21 protein-coding genes are annotated in these 23396 nt (G+C 40.3%); 17 read left to right on the forward strand and 4 right to left on the reverse strand.

Annotation, left to right across the window (positions count from 1 at the left end; translation table 11 throughout):
• The first annotated feature begins 6 nt into the window (after positions 1 to 6).
• Positions 7 to 1551 carry a DUF4301 family protein gene (locus G3567_RS10995; protein ID WP_164005382.1) on the forward strand — a complete coding sequence of 515 codons (1545 nt, stop codon included), beginning with the start codon at positions 7 to 9 and terminating at the stop codon, positions 1549 to 1551.
• The gene (gene arfB / locus G3567_RS11000; protein ID WP_164005383.1) at positions 1544 to 1948 is read left to right on the forward strand and encodes an alternative ribosome rescue aminoacyl-tRNA hydrolase ArfB; all 405 of its coding nucleotides are present in this window, start codon (positions 1544 to 1546) and stop codon (positions 1946 to 1948) included. The genes G3567_RS10995 and arfB overlap by 8 nt, the downstream gene beginning before the upstream one ends.
• Before the next feature lie 210 nt (positions 1949 to 2158).
• Here the strand turns inward: arfB and G3567_RS11005 are convergent, their stop codons facing one another.
• On the reverse strand, positions 2159 to 3277 hold the full coding sequence (locus tag G3567_RS11005) for an NAD(P)/FAD-dependent oxidoreductase (RefSeq protein ID WP_164005384.1): 1119 nt from the start codon (positions 3275 to 3277) through the stop codon (positions 2159 to 2161).
• Between the two features lie 423 nt (positions 3278 to 3700).
• Here G3567_RS11005 and G3567_RS11010 point away from each other — a divergent pair, with 423 nt between their 5' ends.
• Positions 3701 to 6076 (forward strand): TonB-dependent receptor, encoded by a 2376-nt coding sequence (locus G3567_RS11010; protein WP_164005385.1) that lies wholly within the window; start codon positions 3701 to 3703, stop codon positions 6074 to 6076.
• Between the two features lie 66 nt (positions 6077 to 6142).
• On the opposite strand, the gene G3567_RS11015 is transcribed toward G3567_RS11010, so the two are convergent.
• Both G3567_RS11015 and G3567_RS11020 read right to left on the reverse strand, forming a co-directional pair.
• Entirely contained in the window at positions 6143 to 7138 is a 996-nt protein-coding gene (locus G3567_RS11015) for a DUF4837 family protein (protein WP_164005386.1), read from the reverse strand.
• Positions 7139 to 7210: 72 nt separating this feature from the next.
• A complete protein-coding gene (locus G3567_RS11020; RefSeq protein WP_164005387.1) occupies positions 7211 to 7732 on the reverse strand; it encodes a DUF4304 domain-containing protein in 522 nt (173 codons plus the stop codon).
• 227 nt (positions 7733 to 7959) lie between these two features.
• On the opposite strand from G3567_RS11020, the gene G3567_RS11025 reads away from it, so the two are divergent.
• The 7 genes from G3567_RS11025 (at position 7960) to G3567_RS11055 (ending at position 15651) form a co-directional block, all read left to right on the forward strand.
• Positions 7960 to 8778: a pseudouridine synthase gene (locus tag G3567_RS11025; RefSeq protein ID WP_164005388.1), complete on the forward strand. Its 819-nt coding sequence runs from the start codon at positions 7960 to 7962 to the stop codon at positions 8776 to 8778.
• A 175-nt stretch (positions 8779 to 8953) separates the two neighbouring features.
• A complete protein-coding gene (locus G3567_RS11030) occupies positions 8954 to 9688 on the forward strand; it encodes a DUF2490 domain-containing protein (RefSeq protein ID WP_164005389.1) in 735 nt (244 codons plus the stop codon).
• Positions 9689 to 9897: 209 nt separating this feature from the next.
• A complete protein-coding gene (locus tag G3567_RS11035) occupies positions 9898 to 11298 on the forward strand; it encodes an arginine decarboxylase (RefSeq protein WP_164005390.1) in 1401 nt (466 codons plus the stop codon).
• Positions 11288 to 12166 carry an agmatinase gene (gene speB, locus G3567_RS11040; protein WP_164005391.1) on the forward strand — a complete coding sequence of 293 codons (879 nt, stop codon included), beginning with the start codon at positions 11288 to 11290 and terminating at the stop codon, positions 12164 to 12166. The genes G3567_RS11035 and speB overlap by 11 nt, the downstream gene beginning before the upstream one ends.
• A 291-nt stretch (positions 12167 to 12457) precedes the next feature.
• Complete coding sequence (locus G3567_RS11045) at positions 12458 to 13426, forward strand: deoxyhypusine synthase family protein (protein ID WP_164005392.1); 969 nt, start codon at positions 12458 to 12460, stop codon at positions 13424 to 13426.
• A 227-nt stretch (positions 13427 to 13653) separates the two neighbouring features.
• A complete protein-coding gene (locus G3567_RS11050; protein WP_164005393.1) occupies positions 13654 to 15189 on the forward strand; it encodes a carbon-nitrogen hydrolase family protein in 1536 nt (511 codons plus the stop codon).
• Positions 15190 to 15294: 105 nt separating this feature from the next.
• Positions 15295 to 15651: a hypothetical protein gene (locus G3567_RS11055; RefSeq protein WP_164005394.1), complete on the forward strand. Its 357-nt coding sequence runs from the start codon at positions 15295 to 15297 to the stop codon at positions 15649 to 15651.
• 158 nt (positions 15652 to 15809) lie between these two features.
• Here the strand turns inward: G3567_RS11055 and G3567_RS11060 are convergent, their stop codons facing one another.
• A complete protein-coding gene (locus tag G3567_RS11060) occupies positions 15810 to 16502 on the reverse strand; it encodes a zinc metallopeptidase (protein WP_164005395.1) in 693 nt (230 codons plus the stop codon).
• 319 nt (positions 16503 to 16821) lie between these two features.
• Between G3567_RS11060 and rplM the strand changes: the two genes are divergently transcribed.
• From rplM to G3567_RS11095, 7 genes are all read left to right on the forward strand, one after another.
• Entirely contained in the window at positions 16822 to 17277 is a 456-nt protein-coding gene (rplM, locus tag G3567_RS11065) for a 50S ribosomal protein L13 (protein WP_164005535.1), read from the forward strand.
• On the forward strand, positions 17278 to 17664 hold the full coding sequence (gene rpsI, locus G3567_RS11070) for a 30S ribosomal protein S9 (RefSeq protein WP_164005396.1): 387 nt from the start codon (positions 17278 to 17280) through the stop codon (positions 17662 to 17664). It begins immediately after the preceding gene.
• Between the two features lie 161 nt (positions 17665 to 17825).
• Positions 17826 to 18713: a 30S ribosomal protein S2 gene (rpsB, locus tag G3567_RS11075; RefSeq protein ID WP_164005397.1), complete on the forward strand. Its 888-nt coding sequence runs from the start codon at positions 17826 to 17828 to the stop codon at positions 18711 to 18713.
• 73 nt (positions 18714 to 18786) lie between these two features.
• Positions 18787 to 19608 carry a translation elongation factor Ts gene (gene tsf, locus G3567_RS11080; RefSeq protein ID WP_164005398.1) on the forward strand — a complete coding sequence of 274 codons (822 nt, stop codon included), beginning with the start codon at positions 18787 to 18789 and terminating at the stop codon, positions 19606 to 19608.
• Positions 19609 to 19744: 136 nt separating this feature from the next.
• Positions 19745 to 20452, forward strand: a complete 708-nt coding sequence (pyrH, locus tag G3567_RS11085; protein ID WP_164005399.1) for a UMP kinase — start codon at positions 19745 to 19747, stop codon at positions 20450 to 20452.
• 10 nt (positions 20453 to 20462) lie between these two features.
• Positions 20463 to 21017: a ribosome recycling factor gene (gene frr / locus G3567_RS11090; RefSeq protein ID WP_164005400.1), complete on the forward strand. Its 555-nt coding sequence runs from the start codon at positions 20463 to 20465 to the stop codon at positions 21015 to 21017.
• A 31-nt stretch (positions 21018 to 21048) separates the two neighbouring features.
• Positions 21049 to 23352: a DUF5686 family protein gene (locus tag G3567_RS11095; RefSeq protein ID WP_164005401.1), complete on the forward strand. Its 2304-nt coding sequence runs from the start codon at positions 21049 to 21051 to the stop codon at positions 23350 to 23352.
• Positions 23353 to 23396 lie beyond the last annotated feature (44 nt).

Here is a 23396-nt window from a genome sequence, read left to right on the forward strand (position 1 = left end):
CCCATTATGAAACTTCATCCTAACGACCTTTCACGAATTCAAAAACACGAGCTCACTGCGGAAAAAATTGAGCAGGACTTAGAACATCTTAAAACCGGATTTCCCAAAGTTGACATTGTTAAACCAGCCACTTTAACGGATGGTATTATTAACTTAACCGCTGAAGAAAAAGCTGAACTGATGGAGGTTTACCAAAATTCAGCAGTGAAGGTTTTAAAATTTGTTCCCGCCAGTGGAGCTGCTTCCAGAATGTTCAGACTGCTTCATCAGTTTCAGGAGGGTTTCCCGAAATCTGACCTGAGTTTTGAGGCCTTCTTAAACCAAAGTCCATTTCAACCGCTTCAAAGATTTTTTGAGTCTATCGAGGATTTAGCTTTTTATGAAGATTTAAAATCAGCTCTAGAACAAAAAGGGATAGTGGTTGGCAAGTTGCCGAAAGGACAAATGGCCCTGAAGTTTACGCATGAGATATTGGCAGAATCGGGATTTGATATGTCCAACTTGCCAAAAGGTCTTGTCCCCTTTCATAAGTATCCGGATAAAAAACTAAGCGCTTTTGAAGAACATTTCCATGAAGCCATCCGTTATGCGGTGAAGGATAAAAAAGCTCAGCTTCATTTTACGATTTCTCCAGATCACCTCGCCGAGTTTCAGAAGAAATTAAAAGCTGTACAGCCTGAAATTGAAAACCAGACGCAGGTGAATTTTCAGGTTGATTTCTCTTTTCAGCATCCCTCAACCGATACGGTTTGTACAGATGCCACTGGGAAGTTGTTCAGAGATCAGAAAGGTGAAATCCTGTTTCGACCAGCCGGGCATGGAGCTCTGATAGAAAATTTGAATAACCTCGATGCTGATCTGGTGTTTATCAAAAACATAGATAATGTCTCTCATCAGCATACGGCCATTGAAACCGACCAGTCTTCACTGAAATACAAATCCGTTCTTGCTGGACTGCTTCTTCAGCTTCAGGAAAAAGCCTTTTTCTTTTTGAAAAAGTTAGAGAAGAATTCAGATAATCAGGATTTTCTTAAAAAAGCCGTCTCTTTTTTAAGAAAAGACCTGAATGTTCACCTGGATATTAAAGACAAACAGGATGTGTTTCATTTTCTCAACAGACCGATACGGGTTTGCGGCATGGTGGAGAATACTGGCGAGCCTGGCGGAGGACCATTCTGGATTAAGAATGGGGATGGCAGCATTTCCCTGCAAATTGTAGAAAAAAATCAAATCGATTTATCCGATCCCGATCAGAAAGAGAAAATGCAAGCCTCTACGCATTTCAATCCTGTGGATATTGTCTGCAGCATGAAAAATTATAAGGGAGAAGCCTTTGATTTGAAAACATTTGTAGACAGCGACCGGGGTTTTGTTGCCGATAAATTCGTGGGTGGAGAACCCATTAAAGGTCTGGAGCTTCCCGGCCTTTGGAATGGCGGCATGGCACATTGGAATACGGTTTTTGTAGAAGTACCTGTGCAAAGCTTTAACCCTGTGAAAGCGGTAATGGATTTGCTTAAACCCGGACATCAATCCCGAACGGATGTTTGATACAAAACAGCTTTACAAAGAACTTGAATTTCAATTTGCCTTGAGTGGCGGGCCTGGAGGTCAGCATGTCAATAAAACAGAGACCAAGGTGATTATCACCTGGCATCCTTCATCCTCAGCGGTTTTTTCTGAAACTCAAAAAAACAGGATACAGGAGAAACTGGCTTCCCGGATAAACGCTGAAGGTGAACTGAAACTAAGTGTCGCCAAAACCCGAAGTCAGCTTCAGAATAAAAAACTGGCGGTAGCGATGCTGGAAGATCTGCTTACCAAAGCACTTCACAAACCCAAAAGAAGGATAAAAACAAAGCCTTCCCGCTCTTCCAAATTGAAACGTCTTCAGAAAAAGAAACAGCACTCAGACAAAAAGCAGTTGAGGAAAAAACCGAAGCTTTAAAGGTTTATGTCATCCCGACGGTAGAAAGTACAAAGTAGTCGGTAGTCAGTAGGGAATAGAATGAAATGGAAAGCAGAATTCTGTGTTCCATAGTCTGTAGTTAAGCGTACTGGGTCGTGAATCCTTATGCCTTGAGCCGGCAAAGATTCTTCACTTCGCTGCTCTCCGTTCCACACCTGAGGCAGGCAGGCAGAGTGACAAAATCCTCTTTCATCCGTCAATCAGATTCGCCAGGTCTTTTCCCACACTGCTTCCAATAGCAACACCCATTCCGCCTAAACGGACCGCACAAAACACCCGGTCTGAAATCGGTTTTACAATGGGTTTTTTCTTTTCCCCAATCCCCAAAATTCCACTCCAGCGCTGATCGATTTCGACCTTCTGATTTGGTAGAATAAGATTTTTCAGCAAATCCTCCAAAGCTGTTTGAATACGTGAAGTGGTTTCCATAGCTGAGGTCATTTCGCGTTCCTTGTCCAGATTTCGACCTCCCCCGAGCAGGATTCGGTTGTGGATGTTTCTGAAATAATAAAAGCCTTCATCCAAATGAAAGGTGCCCTGAAGGGGTAAGTTTGGAATGGGTTTAGAAATCAGAACCTGACTCCTGGCCGGAGTTACTTTTAGATTCAATAATTCGGAAGCAAAGGCATTGGTGGCAATGCAGAGGTGGCTGGTTTTAAAACTAAACTCCTTGAGTTGGATATGCACGGATTCCGCGTCGGAGGAGAAAGAGGTGACTTCCGTAGAATTTAAAACTGAAATGCCTTCGGACTGCACTTTTCTCAATAGGGCCTGCATCATTTTACCGGTATCAATCTGTCCTTCAAAAGGAGTGAAAATGAGATTTGACAGGGAATTCCCGAATCCAAATGCATTGGGTTTAATTTGGAACGTGTCGGCCTTAAAAATGGGACGCAGCATGTCGTTAAGCATGCTTAGGTTGGCTTCGCAGGCTTCGAAGCTGTCTTTATTTTTCTTCAGAAAAACTTCGTATCCTCCATGCTGCTGATAGTCGATTTGTTTTTCGCCCAGTGTGGATTTCAGTAATTCCAGTCCCTCTACACGTTGCTGTACCAGATTCAGAAGCTCTCCTGTATCGTGGTTTTGCAGATCGGAAAGCAATTCACTTGCACTGCCAAAACAGGCAAATCCTGCATTTTTAGTACTCGCGCCCTGAGGTAAAATTCCCTTTTCAAGAACTAAAACCTTAGCCTTTGGAAACTTTTTCTTAAGCTGAAGTGCACAGGATAGGCCCACGATACCACTTCCTATGATGCAGAAATCTATATGCTTGAACCAGGTGTTTTGTTCCCAATAGGATAAATTCATGACGCGAAATTTACAGCAAATATAAGCCTCTTTAAATTTTTGTCGCTGTAGGAGCACGAATCTTGAAACAGGCTGGATTGAATTGGATTTTTTATCTCCTTAAGCGCTTAAACCTTTCTCTAAGCAGAATTTTAGCTTACATAACTATTTCCAAACCAAGCCCGATAAATTTTGTAATAAATAGTGATGTGTTTAGGCTGAATTCAAAACATTTATTTTAGTTTTGCGGCACATCTCAAAGGGGTGTTCCGATAGTTATCGGGACTGAGATTATACCCAATGAACCTGGGCAAGTAATGTTGCCAAGGGAAAATGACAGGTCTGTCATGCATTGTTTTTTACTCCTGATACCAGAGCGGTCATCAGGTTTTTTTATGTTTAACTTTGAATAATTGCCCCTTTTATTCGTGAATTATTTTACGAATGAAAACTAAATTATTTCTATTATGCGCTATCCTATGGGGATGGCAATCCTTCTCACAAACTTACACGATAGAAGGAAAAGTAACCGACAATGGCGAGCCACTTCCAGGGGTAAGCGTTTATGCCAAATCCAGTAATATTGGCACCGTTACCGATGATGACGGGAACTATGAATTAAGCTTTTCTCCAGGCAGTTATACGCTTGTGTTTACCTTTGGCAATCGCAGGGAATTTAAAATCAAGGTAGATTCCAATCAGACTTTGAATGTGGATATGGCCAATGCTGAAGAAGCTCTGGATGAGGTCTTGGTCGAAGCCTTTCGGGTTAACTTTGATGATCCAATTCCTCACTCCAATCTGAGAAAAAAAGAAATTGAAAAACGGAACCTTGGTCAGGATATTCCCATTTTGCTCAATGTTCTTCCGTCGGTAGTATCTACAACCGATGCCGGGAACGGAATTGGCTACACCTCAATACGGGTGAGAGGAAGCGATGCGTCCAGAGTAAATGTGACTCTGAACGGAATCCCCTACAATGACCAGGAAAGTCAGGGTACCTTCTGGGTCAATTTACCGGATTTCGCCTCTTCTACGCAAAGCTTACAATTGCAGCGAGGTGTGGGAACTTCTACTAACGGCTCCGGGGCTTTTGGAGCGAGCCTGAATATTCTTACCGATGCCAAAAGTGATGAGGCGAGTGCAGAATTAAGCAATTCGTTCGGATCCTTTAATACCAGAAGACATGCCGTAGAATTTGGTACCGGCCTTCTGCAGGATAAGTTTACCTTTTCCGGCCGTCTGTCTCAAATAAAATCGGATGGTTACATCGACAGAGCCTTCTCAGATTTGAAGTCTTATTTTTTGCAGGGAACTTACAAGGAAGGGGGCAGCTTTATTAAAGCTCTGGCTTTTGGAGGCAATAATGTGACCTACCAGGCCTGGTATGGTGTAGACAGGGAAACTCTGGAAACCGACAGAACCTTTAATCCTTCAGGCATTTACACCGATGAAAGTGGTAATACTCAATTTTATGATAACGAAGTTGATAATTACAAACAAGACCATTACCAGCTTCACTGGAACCAGACTTTAAATCAAAACTGGTCCACAAACTTGAGTTTAAATTATACCTACGGCCGGGGTTATTTTGAACAGTATGAAGAAGATGCAGATTTAGCTTTTCATGAGATTGGACCTGTAATGGTCGGAAATGAAACCATTGAAAATTCGGATTTGATCAGAAGACGCTGGCTGGATAATGATTATTATGTCATTAATGCAACAACAAATTATAGAGACAGTCAGCTGGAGTTTACTTCGGGCCTCTTTTATAGTTATTACACCAACGATCATTTTGGAGAAGTCATCTGGTCAAGATTTGCGGGAGATTCTGAAATAAGAGATGATTATTATTTTGGCAACGGTACCAAGACAGAATTTACTGCATTCAGCAAGGCGACATGGCATCTCAACGATGCATTGAGTGTTTTTGGAGATTTACAGGGGCGTTTTGTGAATTATAATACCAGCGGCCTGACTTCAGATAAAGTGAATCTTCTGGTCGATGAAAACTTCAATTTCTTCAACCCTAAAGCCGGGGCTACCTATCAGCTAAACACCGATAACCAGTTTTATGCGTCTTATGGACGAGCTCAGCGAGAGCCTCGCCGAAGAGATTTTGAAAACGGCATTACCAATCCGGAAATTTTAGATGATTTTGAACTGGGCTGGAGACTCGATTTAGGAAACTCGTCTGTGAATACCAACGTGTACTATATGTATTACAAAGATCAGATGGTTCTTACCGGCGCTTTGGATGATGTGGGTGCACCCATCAGAGAAACCAGTGGAGAAAGTTATAGACTGGGTCTGGAGATTGATGCGGATATCCGAATCAGTAAATTGTTTTCTGCCCGTCCTAACCTGACTTTAAGCAGAAATAAAAACATCGATTTTAAAGCCAATCTTAATGGTGAGATTCGTAATCTTGGAAACACCAACATCTCTTTCTCTCCAGAAATCATCGCAGCAAATCAACTGGTTTTTCACCCCAGCGAAGCCTTTCAAATCAACCTGATCTCAAAATTTGTCGGGGAACAGTATATGGGAAATATAGATAGTGAAGTCTCCTTACTGGATAGCTTTTTCACGAATGATGTGAATATTGTTTATGAGTGGAAAAATCCGCCCTTATTCAAATCTGTGGTATTTTCCGGTCTCATCAATAATATTTTTGATGTGAAATACGAATCCAACGGGTATTTCTACTTTTTCGATTTCCAGAATTCGGCAGGACAGGTCGAAACCTTTGAAGGTGCAGGGTTTTATCCTCAGGCAGGTATTAATTTCCTTGCCGGGATGACACTCAAATTTTAACTGAACGATTTGATTCAACAAAAAAGACCTCCTAACAGGAGGTCTTTTTTGTTATAAGCGTAAAAATTAATCTACAAATTCAGCAGATTTTAAGATAGCCTCAATTTCAAACATTTGTAATCTCTTGGATGAAGAAGGCTTAAACACAAAACCCTCCAGAATGACGTAGCGATCGTTTTCCGCATCTTTAATCGCATAGGTCACAAATGGACCTGCCATAAAAAAACCTTTTACCTCCCAGGTTCCTTTGATTTCATAAGCAAATTTCCCATCGATTTCAGTCTCAAATAAATAAGGGGCATAAGCTTCTTCGGTAATCATGTGGGTGTCTTCGCTTGGTCCGGGAATATACTTTTCTCCAATGGAATCTCTCATTTTTATGATGTTGGCAATAACATCATCATTTTTTTCAATGCTAGATAGGGGTACTTCATAAGCCAGTAATTCCATAGTTCCGTTTTTAATATCCTTTCGCATCCAGAAAAAATCTTCCTCTTGTTTGGCATAGCGATAGGCTGAGGGGAACAGCATGCTGATGCCCAGCGATTTTTCGAGGACGTCTACGGGTTTAGGAGACTTTCGCATGCGTCGTCTTTTCTCCTTGAGTTCCGTTTTTTCAAATACGTTTAAAAACTTTAAGGCGTTGTTTTCCAGTTCAGCGATGATAGATTCAGAATCTGGACCTGCCACGATAATGCCTGTTTGTGGTTTAGCAAAAGAGTCCAGCAGGATTTGATGTCCCGTCTGTTCAGATTGTTCAATCTTCAAAAATGTTCTGTTCCTTCTGGCAAACCCGTTAAAAGCTTGCGGGGGTATCTGGTTAAGGGCATACTTCGGCTCCTGTTGTGGTAAACCTAGGGCGTCAGCTGCAAAAATACTTCTTATCTGCTCCCCGATAGAATCCTGCCACAGCTCATTTGTGATGACTACATTGAGACTGTTTAGGTTTCCGGAAGATTCTGCCTTGTAAGCGGTACCGCTTGTGTCAGCACAGGAGTAAACGAAAAGTAAAAGGAGTGTTGTTAAGCTAAATCTTTTTAAAAAGCGTAAAGTTATTTGCATTTTTGATGTTTTAAGTTGGATAAGCTTTATCCAATATTGTTCCAAAAATACATTTCTTTCTATTTAAGTTGCCTAGCTTGCCAAATAATTCATGAGTTTGAATTTATGCTCCTGGATAAACCTGTCTAGTCTTTGATTCCAAAAGGGAACATCTTTATAAAAGTCAACACAATCCTCCAGTGTTTTTTGCTCGATTAGCTGAGGGATGATAAAGGTTTCGAAATCACGTTTAATCAGGTTTAAAAACTCTTCTGTATTATCTCCAGTCTTAATACAGTATCCTATGCTGTTTTTGAATTTGTGAAATTGAAGCTCTTCCGGGAGATAACAATCCTGAGAAACGCAAACAGCCAGTTCAGTAATTTCAGGTCGTTTTTTATCAGACTTCGTAATTGGAGGGATCATCAGACCAAGATTTATTCTAAAATCAATTTTATCCTCTGTGGACCACCAGTATTTCTGTACAGTGAGCACCAAAGAAAATTCCTCTGAAGACTTCCACCAAATCTCTCCATCATTTTTGAAATTAGCTTTGAACATAAGTGGTTTTAAGACTTCATTTTCCATTTTTTGTAATAATTCTATTGCTTTCATAGTTAAGAGATTTTGACTTATTCAAAAGTATAAGCCTTCTTCGGTTTATATTTACGGTTAACCCGTAAACTTGGTGCGGTAAAACCGCATTTTTTTTTTAGGACTAAAACAATCCCTAATTTTTATTCAAACCTTAAAATCATTCTTTATCTCCTATTGCGATAGGAGATTTAAAATTCTTTATTCCCAACTGCTTTAAAAACAGTATCTTTGCGCAAATTTTGAAAATGAAAGACTCAGATAAACATAAAGACCCGAGCAAAAAGAATTCTAGAAATAAATTTAGTAAAAAGGAAGTTGCTCAATCTAAAGTAGATAAGCAGATCAAAAACCCTAAGGCAGGCATGCGTCTTAATAAATACATCTCTAATTCTGGGGTGTGTTCGCGAAGAGATGCCGACATTTATATAAAGTCGGGGAATGTCACCGTGAATGGAAAGGTGATTACCGAAATGGGGCATCAGGTGATGCTGGACGATGAGGTTAAATTTGACGGAAGATTAATCAATCCTGAACCCAAATCCTATGTGCTTTTGAATAAGCCTAAAGGATTTTATGTGACGGGGAGTTATGAAAAAGGCAAATTAACTGCCCTGGATTTGGTTCAGAATGCTTCCAAAGCTAAATTAGCTCCAGTTGGTAAATTAGACACCAGTGCCATGGGCTTGATTCTCTTTACCAATGATGGCACCCTGGCCAAAAAATTATCCGGACATAAAAACGGTGTTCGCCAGATTTACCAGGTGGAATTGACCAAGCCTCTGAAAGAGCAGGATTTGGAAGTCATAAAGGATGGCCCCTTCATAGAAGGGTCTAAGGTAAAGATCGAGGAAGCTTCCTATGTAGATAACAGGCCTAAAAATATTATCGGGCTGGAGCTGAGAAGTCAGCGTGCTCATATTGTACAGCGTATCTTTAAAAAGCTGGGTTACGAAATTGAAAAACTGGATCGGGTGGTCTATGCCAATCTTGATAAGAAAAATGTACCAAGAGGCCACTACCGCATTCTTACAAAGCAGGAAGTCATCAATCTGGGGATGGTTTAATAAATGAGCCCTTCTGTACATGTGCTGAAATTTACTAACTTACTGGAAATTTTCATTTTATGACAGGCTTTTTGATAAGCAGATGTTCTAATTTTGGAAATACACAACTTATAAATCCTACTCATATAGTGGGATTTATAAGTTATATAGAGTTCTCTAGAAAATTTTAATTCTAATGAGGAAGTCCCTTTTAATCTGCCTTGTGATCTTGCTTTCGGCGTTTTACACAAAAGATGCTCTGGCACAAAAAAATGTGAAAACCCAGGAGTTGCTCTGGACCCGTTTTGCTCTTGAAGCGAAACTCTCTGAAAATTACCAGATCCATCAGGAACTGGAAGAAAGAACCTACTGGTTCCCCTGGCGACAACACCAGTTTCTGTCTAGAACCTATTTGAGAAGAGAACTTGGGAAGGGCTGGAATGCGGGACTTGGGTTCACTTATTTCCTTCAGGCTTTGCCAAATGATCCCGAGATAACCGATTATACAAACCGGACGGAGTTGCGACCCCAGCTAGAGATTGCTTATAAGCAAATACTTTCTGAAAAAATAGAGTTACATCATCGCTACTGGAGTGAATTTAGATTTTTTGAGAAATCTGATAATGCCTTTGAATATGGAAATAACAGAACCCGATATAAACTTGAATTAAGATATGCACTTACACCGAAAATAACTCTAAAAGCTTTTGATGAAATACATATCAATTTGGGGAACAAGATTGTTCAAAATGTATTTAATCAAAACCGATACGGGGGTAGCCTTTTGTATATGCTGAAAGACAATTTTGGTGTTGAATTAGGTTATTTGAATTGGTTTCAGCAACAAGAATCAGGGGTTGATTTTTATAATCGTCATATCCTGAGATTTACCGTCAGATATGCTTTCTCTGGGAAAAAATCCAGGTCTTAAAATTTAACATTTTAAAGCTTTTTACTTCTGTCAAAATAAGTTTCATTTGTAATGAAATTAAACCTTAACATTTGACTTCACATATGAAGTTTTGCACAGAATGCCAGAATTCAATTCCTTCCCTGTCACCTTTAAATTTTGCTAAGGTTGCTATTCTTTCCTAATACACATATTTTTTTCTTAACTTTAAAGCTAATAATTAGTTATAAATGAACACAAAGTACATTGACCTAATAAGCCAAACCTATGATTTTCCTCAAGATGAATTCACGCTCAATGGCGACCAGCTCAAGTTTCATGATATAGACCTGATGGATTTGGTCGAGAAATTTGGAGCTCCGCTGAAATTCACTTACCTGCCTAAAATTTCCGAGAATATTCGTCGCGCTCAAAAATGGTTTCAGGATGCTATAGAAAAGCATGAGTATAAAGGAACTTATAATTATTGCTACTGCACCAAAAGTTCACACTTTAAGCATGTGCTGGATGAAGCTTTAAAGAATGATATTCATATTGAAACTTCATCAGCTTTCGATATTGATATTGTAAACAGACTGAAGGAAAAAGGCAAGATAACCAAAGATACCTACGTGATTTGTAATGGATTTAAAAGAGATCAATACATTTCCAATATTACCAAACTTATCAATTCTGGACAGCAAAACTGTATTCCCGTTATCGATAACTATGAAGAGATAGCCTTACTTACCAAAGATATCGATAAGGATTTCAAAATCGGAATCAGAATCGCTTCTGAAGAAGAACCCAAATTCGAATTTTATACGTCCAGGTTAGGAATAGGTTATAAAAATATCGTTCCGTTTTATGAAGATCAAATCAAGAATAATGATCAGGTCGAGCTGAAGATGCTTCACTTTTTTATCAACACGGGCATTAGGGATAATGCTTACTATTGGAATGAGCTGCAAAAGTGTTTACGCGTGTACACGCGATTGAAAAAAGTGTGTCCAAGTGTTGATAGTCTTAATATTGGGGGTGGATTTCCTATCAAAAATTCTTTGGCTTTTGAATATGATTATGAATATATGATCGATGAAATCATCAACCAAATCAAACTGACCTGCGAAGAAGAGGATGTTCCTGTTCCGCATATTTTTACTGAATTTGGAAGCTATACCGTAGGCGAAAGTGGGGGAGCTATCTATGAAGTTTTATATCAAAAACAACAAAACGATCGGGAGAAATGGAATATGATTAATTCCTCGTTTATCACCACGTTGCCCGATTCCTGGGCGATAAGCAAACGCTTCATCATGCTTGCTGTGAATAGATGGCAGGACAGGTATGAGCGTGTTTTGCTGGGAGGATTAACCTGCGATAGTGACGATTATTACAATTCTGAACAAAACATGAATGCCATTTATCTTCCGAAATATGAAAAGGAAAATCCGCTTTACATCGGGTTTTTCAACACGGGAGCCTATCAGGAAAGCATCGGAGGTTTTGGTGGACTACAACACTGTTTAATTCCAAGCCCCAAACATGTTTTAATACAAAAAAACGACGACGGAAGTCTGTCGACAGAACTATTTAGCGAACAACAAAAAAGTGAAGATTTACTCAAAATTTTAGGTTATCATGGCATCTAAAACAAATTATGCAGGAATTCCAGACAAGTATGCACGTATCGACGAGGCGAAAGTCGTTTTAATTCCAGTTCCTTATGACGGAACAAGTTCTTGGCAAAAAGGAGCAGACAAGGGGCCGCAGGCTTTCCTGGAAGCTTCAGAAAACATGGAGTTGTTCGACATAGAAACCCGAACAGAAGTTTATAAAAAAGGCATCTATCTGGCTCCGCCCGTGTCTGAAAATTCTTCGCCGGAGAAAATGGTAGAAGCGGTTCACAAGACGACCAAAAACTACATCAACCAGGATAAGTTTGTGACTATTTTTGGTGGCGAGCATTCGGTGTCCATTGGAACCATACGGGCTTTTCATGAGCACTTCCAGGACTTAACGGTAGTTCAGATCGATGCGCATGCAGATTTAAGGCCTTCCTATGAAGGCAGTACCTGCAACCATGCCTGTGCGGTTCATGAAGCCAGTAAAAAAGGGAATCTGATTCAGGTGGGAATTCGTTCTATGGATGAGTCTGAATTGGAACACATGGATGAAAACCGCGTCTATTTTGCTCACGATCTTTACGAAGACTGGACAGAGGATGCTATCGGGCAGATGACTCCCAATGTATTTATTACCATAGACCTGGACGCTTTCGATCCTTCTATCATGCCTTCTACAGGAACTCCGGAGCCCGGAGGTCTGTTTTGGTATGAAACCCTGGAATTTCTGAAGGAAATTTTCAAAAAGAAAAATGTAGTCGGTTTCGATATCGTGGAACTTTGTCCAAATGAAGTGGATAAGTCTTCAGACTTTCTGGCTGCTAAGCTGTATTATAAAATGCTGAGCTATAAATTCAAATATGAAAATGCTTCTGAAGAAGAAGAGGAGGATTAGATTTTTAGATACTAGAGGTTGGATATTAGGCTTTAGACACCAGATATAACACACAAAAGCTTAGGTTATCCATAGCTACCATAGAAACTATAGAATCAACAGCAGCCATAGAATCAACATCAAAAACGGCAAGCATAGAAGTAAAGAACAGAGAGAAAAGAATAAGGAGAACCAAGATGCAGGAACCAGGACTTTAATTATTTTAAATTTATTGGCTACGGTCTTTTTTTCTTTGTTCCCCATTCTTTTTTCTATAGGATAGTCTAAGATTTTAAAATAAAACACACAACCATGAATAAACCCATTTCAGACTTTATAGAAAAATATTACTTACACTTTAACGCGGCGAGTCTGGTCGATGCGGCCAAGGCTTACGAAAAACAACTGGAAGGTGGTTCCAAAATGCTGGTATCCCTTGCCGGGGCTATGAGTACTGCCGAACTGGGAAAGATATTCGCTGAAATAATTCGTCAGGATAAAGTGCATATCGTCTCCTGTACAGGGGCTAACCTGGAAGAGGATATCATGAACCTGGTAGCGCACTCCCATTACAAACGCGTGCCAAACTACCGGGATTTGACACCTCAGGATGAATGGAAATTGCTGGAAAAAGGGCTTAACCGTGTGACCGATACCTGTATTCCGGAAGAAGAAGCTTTTAGACGCTTGCAAAAGCATATCGTAAAGATCTGGAAAGATGCAGAAGCTAAAGGCGAGCGGTATTTCCCTCATGAATACATGTATAAACTTTTGCTTTCGGGAGTTCTGGAAGAGTATTATGAAATAGACCTGAAGGATTCCTGGATGTATGCGGCAGCAGAGAAAAATTTACCAATCGTTGTGCCGGGATGGGAAGACAGTACGATGGGAAATATTTTTGCCAGCTACGTGATGAAAGGAGAGCTGAAAGCTTCCACCGTTAAATCCGGAATTGAATACATGACGTTTCTGGCCGACTGGTACACCGATAATTCCAAGGATGGCATCGGTTTTTTCCAGATAGGAGGAGGTATTGCAGGGGACTTCCCTATCTGTGTGGTGCCTATGCTGTATCAGGATATGGAGAGAACCGACACGCCGTTCTGGAATTACTTCTGTCAGATTTCAGACTCGACCACCAGTTATGGTTCCTACTCCGGAGCGGTTCCCAACGAAAAAATAACCTGGGGTAAACTGGATATCGATACCCCTAAATTTATCATAGAGAGCGATGCTACTATCGTTGCTCCCCTTATATTTGCTTACCTACTGGAAATGTAAGAAGAATGAAGACAGCATAGAACCTTCAGAATTCATCTTTACTTAGGACGCTGGTTTAGGGTGAAGGTGAATTCTGAAAGTTTGAGGTCTTATACCACATAAAGCTTACGGATATCAAAATCCGAAGAAACCCTTAAAAATGTCTTCTGAATCTGACTCCAGATTTGTTGCTGGTAGCTTGCTGCAACTGAATTGAAAATAAACATTAAAATAATTTTACTCTCCACATGGATGATCTTACGCCTAAAATTGAACAAATTGAACTGAAATACCTGTCCCTGAAAGACTTTGAAGTCCTGAAGGAGGTGTTTATAGAAATTTACGGCGATGCTCCCGATGCCTATTGGCGCAAGGATGAGTTAAAGAGTTTGATAGATATATTCCCGGAAGGCCAGGTGGTGATTTTGGTCAATGGTGATCTGGCAGGATGTGCGTTTTCTATCATCGTGGACTACAATAAATTATCGGATAAGCATACTTACGATGATATTGCCGGGGATGTGAAGTTCAAAAATCATACAGAAGACGGCGATATGCTGTACGGGATTGATGTGATCATCCGAAAAGAATACCGCGGCTTGAAACTGGGCAGACGGCTTTATGACTACCGAAAGGAATTGACCGAACAGCTGAATTTAAAGGGAATCGTATTTGGAGGCAGAATTCCGAATTACCATAAATTCTCAAGCAAGTTAAGTCCGAAGCAATACATACAAAAAGTAAGGACGAAGGAAGTCAATGACCCTGTATTGAACTTTCAGTTGTCCAATGATTTCAGACCGGTTAGAATTTTGTCCAATTACTTAGACGGTGATAAAGACTCCAAGGAGTACGCGGTCCTGATGCAGTGGGATAATATTTATTTTGAAAAAGAAAGCAAGGCGCCCTCCAACCAGAAAAGCGAAGTGCGGCTTGGGCTGGTGCAGTGGCAGATGCGTTCCTACAGCAGCCTGGAAGAACTCCTGCATCAGGTAGAATATTTCGTGGAATCCCTGTCGGGTTACCGTTCGGATTTTGCGTTATTCCCGGAGTTTTTTAACGCTCCGCTGATGTCTAAATACAACCATCTCAGTGAACCCGATGCGATTCGGGAACTGGCAAAATACACCGAGCCGATTAAGCATAAAATGGCAGAATTGTCCATTGCGTACAACATCAATATCATTTCCGGAAGTATGCCCGAGGTGATTAACAATAAACTGTACAACGTGGGCTACCTGTGCAAACGCGATGGAAGTACAGAGCGATACGAAAAAATACATGTCACTCCAGATGAGGCCCGGGTTTGGGGGATGCAGCGCGGCAGTGAGTTTAAGGTGTTTGATACCGACTGCGGTAAAATTGGCATCCTGATTTGCTACGATGTGGAGTTCCCGGAGTTGTCCAGAATCCTGGCCAAAGAGGGGATGGATATTTTATTCGTTCCTTTTCTTACCGATACTCAAAATGGATTTTCCAGAGTCAAACTCTGCGCGCAGGCCAGAGCAGTAGAAAATGAATGTTATGTCGCTATTGCAGGTAGTGTTGGTAACCTGCCAAAAGTGCATAATATGGACATTCAGTATGCGCAGTCTGCGGTGTTCACGCCATCGGACTTCGCCTTTCCAAGTGATGGGATAAAAGCGCAAACCACGCCTAATACCGAAATGATTTTGATCGCCGATGTGGATTTACTGGCGTTGCGAGAACTTCATAATTTTGGAAGCGTTAAGAACCTGAAGGACATCCGAAACGATCTCTATACCTTATCGAGAAAGAAATAGATAAGAATATATTTCTGATCATGAAGCTGAAGTTTTGGAGTGCTTATGAGGCTATAAAATAAAAAAAGGACTTTATTTTTTGAAGATAAATGCTACATTTAGGGCATGAATCGATACCTGCTGTTTTTGATCACTGCAAGTTTACTTTGCTTAGGTGCCTGTTCCGAAAGTGGAAACAGCAGCACGGAGGTGGAGATATGCGATGATGGAATCGATAATGATGGAGATGGTCTGACCGATTGCGAGGATGGCAATTGTGCTTTAAAAGCGGCCTGTGTTGAAAGCAACTGCGCCGATGGAATCGATAACGACGGAGACGGCTTTGCAGACTGCGATGACCTGGATTGTGAGGAAGTCCAGGAATGTCTGTTCGAAAGATGTATCGATGGCGTCGACAATGACAACGATGGCCTCATAGATTGCGATGATCCGGATTGCAATTCGAATCTAAACTGTAATTAGTTTTTTGAGTCCTTTTATCGATCCTTAGGCATGGCTCATAGCTCTTATGAATCTGCTTTCTGGCGATCAGGCAGCGATTAACTTCCCGAATAAAATCAGTACTAAAAAAAGCGTTTTTGAATATCAAAAACGCTTTGTATCTGTATTGAGTATGTCTTCTATTCTCTGCCTAAATAAATGCTCAAGAAGTAGAGTAAAGTGGCTAGGGAACCAATAGCGGCTACCACATAGGTTCTGGCTGCCCATTTCAAAGAGTCTTCCGACATTTTGTACTCATCCTGAGTAACTATATTGTGATCTTTCATCCAGGCTAAAGCCCTGTTGCTGGCGTCATATTCTACCGGTAGAGTCACAAAGCTAAACAGCGTACCCAGTCCAAACATGATGATTCCGGCCAGCAGTACCGTTTGACCAACACCAACCGAAACCATGGTCATCAGGATGAGTCCGCCAAAAATCACCCACTGGCTCCATTGAGAAGCCACACTCACCACGGGTACGAGTTGACTTCTCAGTTCTACCCAGGAATAAGCTTTGGCATGTTGCACGGCATGACCCACTTCGTGAGCGGCCACAGCGGCTGCAGCGGCATTGGTTTGGTTGTAAACACTTTCGCTAAGGTTCACCGTTTTTTTAGTTGGGTGGTAATGATCGGTCAACCGACCAGGGGTAGAAATGACCTCCACATCATGGATGTGATGATCTTTCAGCATTTTTCTGGCAATTTCAGCTCCGCTCATTCCATTCTGAAGCTGGATTTTGGAGTATTTTTTAAATTTGCTTTTTAATTTGTTGCTCACATACCAGCTCGCGAGAAGTATGGCGCCTATTAAAATATAATATCCTATCATTGTTTATGTTTAAAATATACTCATCAAAAGTTTGACCAAAATTGAATTTGTCAGTTATAATTCTTTAAAGTTTAGAATTTTTATGCCTGAAGATGGGATGCATCTATTTCAAAGTTGCTAAATTTTCTGCAAGACTCAGGTTAATACGTGTTTGTGACCCTGGTAATGCACTTTATCCTCTTAAATACTTGAGACTAAACAGACTTATCAAATTATTTGAGAGCATAGCTTGCTATATAAATTTATAATCGTAAATTTGCACCCTTATTTTCAAGACTTTGAAGATAAAAAGGAATGTTTAATTATTAAAATTTTAAGTGTGGATACATTAAGTTACAAAACGGTTTCAACCAACAAAGCTACTGCAGATAAGCACTGGGTTGTTGTTGATGCCAGCGGACAATCTCTTGGACGTGTAGCTTCTATTGTTGCCAAGCTTTTGAGAGGTAAGTACAAACCTAGCTTTAGCCCTCACGTTGATTGTGGAGACAATGTTATCATTGTGAACGCAGAGAAAGTCAACCTGACCGGTAAAAAGTGGGACTCAAAAGAGTATATCCGACATACTGGATATCCTGGTGGACAGAGAAGTTTAACGGCTCAAGAAGTATTTGACAAGAGCCCAGAGCGTCTTGTGGAAAAATCTGTAAAAGGGATGTTGCCTAAGAACAAATTAGGTGCTGATTTATTTAGAAATCTTCGTGTCTTTACAGGGACAGAGCATAACATGAATGCTCAACAACCAAAGGAAATTAATATAAACGAACTAGTTTAAATGGAGACAATTCACAAAATTGGCCGTAGAAAAACTGCCGTAGCTAGAGTTTATCTTACTGAGGGGAAAGGTGAAATCACCGTTAACAAGAAAAAAGTTAACGACTATTTTACAACCGGACCTTTGCTTTATAAAGTCAATCAAGCTTTGGCTTTAACTGGTAATGAAGATAGATTTGATATCAATGTCAACGTGTTTGGAGGAGGAATCACCGGACAGGCAGAAGCTATCAGATTGGCATTATCCAGAGCAATGTGCGAACTGGACCCTGAGAACAGAGCTACTCTAAAGCCAGAAGGATTGCTGACAAGAGATCCAAGAATGGTGGAACGTAAGAAATTCGGTCAGAAAAAAGCAAGAAAGAAATTCCAATTCTCAAAACGTTAATCGAGAATTTCATTCAATTATTGAAATTATTAATAGTTCAATTTTTTGTTGTTATTTGGGTCATAACACCCAAAGTTAGTTTAGCATCTAAATAAATAAGACCAATTCAATTGCTACTTATTTATTGCTATCCCAACAGAAGAACGTAAACTAAAACAAAAATGGCAAATCAAATAGAGGTCAAGGATTTACTTGACGCCGGTGTTCACTTTGGACACCTTACAAGACGATGGAATCCAAACATGGCTCCTTATGTATACATGGAGCGTAATGGAATTCACATTATCAACTTATACAAGACGGTTGCAAAAATGGAAGAGGCTGGTGCAGCCCTTGCAAAAATAGCAGCTAGCGGAAGAAAAATTCTTTTCGTCGCTACCAAGAAACAAGCTAAAGAAATTGTAGCTCAGGAATCTGAAAGAGCACAAATGCCTTACATTACCGAAAGATGGCCTGGAGGGATGCTTACCAACTTTGTGACCATCAGAAAGTCGGTGAAGAAAATGGCAACTGTGGATCGTATGAAAAAAGACGGTACCTTCAATTCGCTTTCTAAAAAAGAGAGACTACAAGTAGACAGGATGAGAGCTAAACTTGAGAAAAACTTAGGGTCTATCTCAGACATGTCCAGACTGCCTGCAGCTATCTTTGTTGTGGATACACTTAGAGAACATATCGCTGTTAAAGAAGCACAAAAATTAAACATTCCTGTGTTTGCAATGGTGGATACCAACTCCAATCCAAGAGATGTGGATTATGCTATCCCTTCTAACGATGATGCTTCCAAATCTATCCACAAGATCATGTCTTATATGGCAGATTCCATTCTGGAAGGTCTTAACGACAGAAAAGAAAGTAAAGAAGGTGCTGATGCCAAACCGGCAAAAGCCAAAAAGAAAAAAGCTACAGAAGAAGTAACTGACGAAGCTACTGAAGCAAAAGCAGAAAAGAAGACAACTGAAACTAAGGCACCTGTCGTTGAGGAGGTTCCTGCAGATAAAGCAGAGCCAACTGAACCAGCAGGGGAAGACAATAAAGCTTCAGAATAATATAGATTTAATAACATCAAATCGCTTAAGTCTTGCTTAAGCGATTTTTATATTAACACAAAACTTATAAATCATGGCAAAAATTACGGCTGCTGAGGTCAATAAACTTAGAAAAAGCACTGGTGCTGGTATGATGGATTGCAAAAAAGCTCTTGTGGAAAGCGAGGGTGATTTTGATAAAGCTATCGAGATATTAAGAAAGAAAGGGCAGAAAGTTGCTGCCAAAAGAGCAGATAGAGAGTCATCTGAAGGTGCAGCCATTGCTGTAGTTAACGACGATGCTACCAAAGGTGCTATCGTTTCTTTGAATTGTGAAACCGATTTCGTTGCTAAAAACGATTCGTTCACTAAACTGGCAAATGATTTTGCTCAAATGGCACTTGGTGTTGAGAGCAAAGACGAATTATTGAAACTGGATTACAACGGTATTACTGTAGGTGAAAAACTGACAGAACAAACGGGTGTGATCGGTGAAAAAATCGAAATAGGGGATTTCAGAATATTGAAAGCTCCCTTCGTTGGATCTTATATTCACGCCGGTAACAAAATCGCTGTTTTGACCGGTCTTTCTAAGCCTGCTGAAGGTGCGGAAGAAATCGCCAAAGAAGTTTCTATGCAGGTTGCTGCAATGAATCCAGTGGCTTTAAATGAAGAAGGTGTGGATCAGTCCATTATCGATAAAGAAATCGAAATTGCTAAAGATCAGCTAAGACAGGAAGGGAAGCCAGAAAATATGCTGGATAAGATCGCTGAAGGTAAGCTGAAGCGTTTCTTTAAAGACAATACCCTGGTTAACCAGGACTTTATCAAAGACAGCAAAATTTCTGTAGCTCAACACGTGAAAACATTGGGTGATGTGGAAATTCTTGCTTTTGAAAGAGTAGCTTTAGGCTAATTATAGCCAGATCTGAATATCTAAAAGCCCTTTGGTTAACTCCAAAGGGTTTTTTTATGCTCAAAATTGAAGTCGATATCTCATTTTTTCAAATAAGATAATCCTTATATTTGCAAAACTCTATTCTAAAATCAATATGCAGTATAAGCGAATTTTACTCAAACTATCTGGTGAAGCTTTAATGGGAGATCGCCAATATGGAATTGATCCCAAGCGACTGGATGATTATGCGAAAGAGATCAAAACTATCATAGATGCAGGAGTAGAAGTTGCCATTGTTATTGGCGGCGGCAATATATTTAGAGGTATTTCCGGAGCCAGCAAAGGCATGGACAGGGTGCAGGGTGATCATATGGGAATGCTGGCCACCGTTATTAACGGACTGGCCCTGCAAAGCGCATGTGAGGACAATGGCATGCAAACCAGACTGCAGTCTGCTATCAAAATCAATGAAGTGGCAGAGCCGTTTATCAGAAGAAAAGCGATTCGGCACTTAGAAAAAGGAAGAGTGGTCATTTTTGGTGGAGGTACAGGGAACCCGTATTTTACCACCGATTCTGCAGCTGTGCTTAGAGCAATTGAAATGGAAGCCGATGTTATTTTGAAAGGGACGCGTGTGGATGGAATTTACACCTCAGATCCAGAGCAGAATACAGATGCTACCAAATTTGATTTTATCAGTTTTGAAGAAGTTTTAAAAAAGGGCCTGAAGGTGATGGATACCACGGCATTCACCCTTAGCCAGGAAAATGAATTGCCTATTATTGTATTTGATATGAATACCTCCGGAAATTTGTTGAGAATAATTTCAGGAGAAAATATTGGAACCAAAGTGAATTTATAGACTAAAAGATATGAACGAAGAAATAGAATTTATAAAAGATACCGCCAAGGAATCGATGCAGGAAGCCATCAAGCACCTTAGAAAACAGCTGGCAAACATTAGAGCCGGAAAGGCGAATCCTTCCATGTTATCTTCTGTTATGGTTGAGTATTATGGAACAATGACACCGCTTAATCAGGTGGGTAATGTAAATACGCCCGATGCCAGAACGATTACGATTCAGCCTTTTGAAAAGTCTTTGATGAAAGAGATTGAAAAAGGAATCATGAACGCCAATCTTGGTTTTAACCCGATGAACAATGGTGAAAGCGTGATTATCAGTGTTCCGCCTTTAACCGAAGAAAGACGTGTTCAACTCGCCAAGCAGGCTAAAGCCGAAGCTGAAGAAGCTAAAATTGGCGTAAGAAACGACAGAAGAACTGCTATGAACGAGATTAAAAAGGCAGATCTTCCTGAAGACGTTCAAAAAGACACTGAAGATGACATTCAGAAACTGACAGATACTTACATAGAGGAAATAGATAAAATCTATACCGCTAAGGAAAAAGAAATCATGACCGTTTAAATACAGGTCTTATAGTTTTATAAGTTTACATTTGAAAATAAACCATTTTTTAGGATTTCTGCCCTTTATACTAGCCTTGAATCTCTGTGCTCAATCTTCGATAAAAGGCGAGATAATCGACAGTTCAAATGCTGAAAAAATAGTTCCAAACGCTGTTCTGATCACAAATCAACAGCGTTATTTTTTTTCCGATAATCAGGGAAAATTTTCCATAGAACTCAGGAAAGGCGAAATAATTGACAAAGTTGTTTCCAGAGGGTATAAACCTTTGATGTCTTTTGATGCCTTTTCAGTTTTGAAAATGACTCCTGCAAAGGCTGATAATTTAGAAAGGGTAAGCAGGCATAAAATCGATTCGATAGTCAGGCATCAGGTGATTTCATCTCATTTCAGCTTTAAAAGCTTAAGCAGAACTTCAATATCCAATGCGGTACCCGATTTTATATTGAGGAAAGCCGCAGAGGTAAGACTGACCACTCAGGAAGGATTTCAGGAAAACCTCAAAGCTGTCAGTGTGAATGGCCTGGAGGAAGTAGTGCCTAAGCTGGTCAATAAAGATGTTTATTCTTTCGACTGGTTTCAAAGCTACATCGAGATTTTTGATTATCGTTTTGTTTCACCATTCCATAGTTTAGATACGCCTCTTTATGAGTTTTATTCGCTTTATGAAACTCCTGAGGTTAAAATTCTAAGTTTCAGGCCCTTGAAGAAAGGCTTTTTAAGATCATTTCAGGGGCTTGTGATCATAGACAAATCCACTTCCAAATTCAAAAAACTGCAGGTTGTTTTAGATGGAGAGTTCAAATTGAATCTGGTTACGGATTATGATTCTGTCACAGGTTTGCCTAAAAAAACCGAGGCCTTTATTTATCCGGGGACAGGAGGAACAAAGCTTTCTTTCTTTGGCGGGGGTATGGCATTTGGAAGAATTCAGAAAAAAAATCCGGAAGGAAATGATGCTCAGCTTACCCACCAGCAGGTGTATTACGATGTTGTGACTGGGGACAGCATTTCTCCATATCCTAAACCCTTTACAAAAATCTACGAACCCAAACCTGGCGAGATTCCTGAGGAGTACTGGTCCGACTTTGAATTTGCCTTTATCGCAGATCAAAAGGAAACCTCAGAGCAACTGGAAGCTTATATTCAGGAGGAGAATATTGGAAAAAAAGTAAATCGGATTTCTGCTTTCGACCAGGGCTATTATCCCATCAGCATTTTTGACGTAGATCTAACCCGATTGTTTAAGTTCAATAATTATGAAGGCTTACGCCTGGGAGCAGGTGTGATTACCAATGAATCTTTTTCAGAACATTACCGCTTAGGGGGTTTTGCCGCCTATGGATTCAAAGATGAACGCTGGAAGTACGGCTTCAATGGGGGACTGCTTTTAAATCCGGATACCTCCACTTGGTTTAATGCCTTCTATGACAACGATATCGAGGAGGTGGGGATGAATAATTTCCTTACCGACCAGCGTGTGTATTCTTTGTTTGAGCCGCGACTTGTGAATATCACGTTCTTTTATAAATATGAAACCTACGGCTTGAGTCTGCAGCATAATTTTACGCCACAGCTGATGACTGAATTTAAAGTTGACAAAAGCAGCATTTCACAAACCCAACAGTATGCATTTCTTAAGGATGGAATCTTATACGAGGATTACGATTTAACCACGGCCACATTCGGATTGAGATGGACCCCTAATTATACCTATTCCAAAGTTGGTAAACGCGTGTATGTCAACGATAAATCCTCTCCTGAAATCTCAGCGCAGGTAAGTCAGAGTTTTGATGGGGTGATGGAAGGAGATTTCAGCTTTACCAAACTGAGCGCTAAAGTTGAATATGAAATTCCGCATAGCTGGGGGAGTCTCTCCAGCATAGAGCTGGGAGGCGATATTGGCTTTGGAGACATTCCTTTAACCCATAGTTTTCATGCGTTTCCCAATAGCCCCAACAAACCGAATGTTCTCAGTAGGTTTTCAGTGGCTGGGGTAAAGAGTTTTGAGACGATGTTCTTCAACGAATTTTTCAGCACAAAACTGGCCACCCTGCATCTGAAACATAAGCTGGCCGCATTTCAGCTCTCAAATACGATTCAACCGGAACTGATTTTTATTTCAAGACACGCTATTGGCGATTTTGATAATCCCGGGCAGCATCAGAATATTTCATTCAATAGCCTGTCTAAAGGCTATAATGAAGCTGGATTTGAACTGAACAAACTGTTTTTTGGTTTTGGTTTGAGTTTCGCCTACAGGTATGGAGCTTACCACCTTCCTAAGCTTGAAGATAATGTCTCGCTTAAATTTACTTTTTACTTAAAGCTTTAAGATTAAAACCCCAAACAGGTTTTGATTTTTTTACATTTGCAAAT

Origin of the sequence: Psychroflexus aurantiacus, from assembly GCF_010820555.1 — a bacterium.
In the GTDB taxonomy this organism is placed as follows: domain Bacteria; phylum Bacteroidota; class Bacteroidia; order Flavobacteriales; family Flavobacteriaceae; genus Psychroflexus; species Psychroflexus aurantiacus.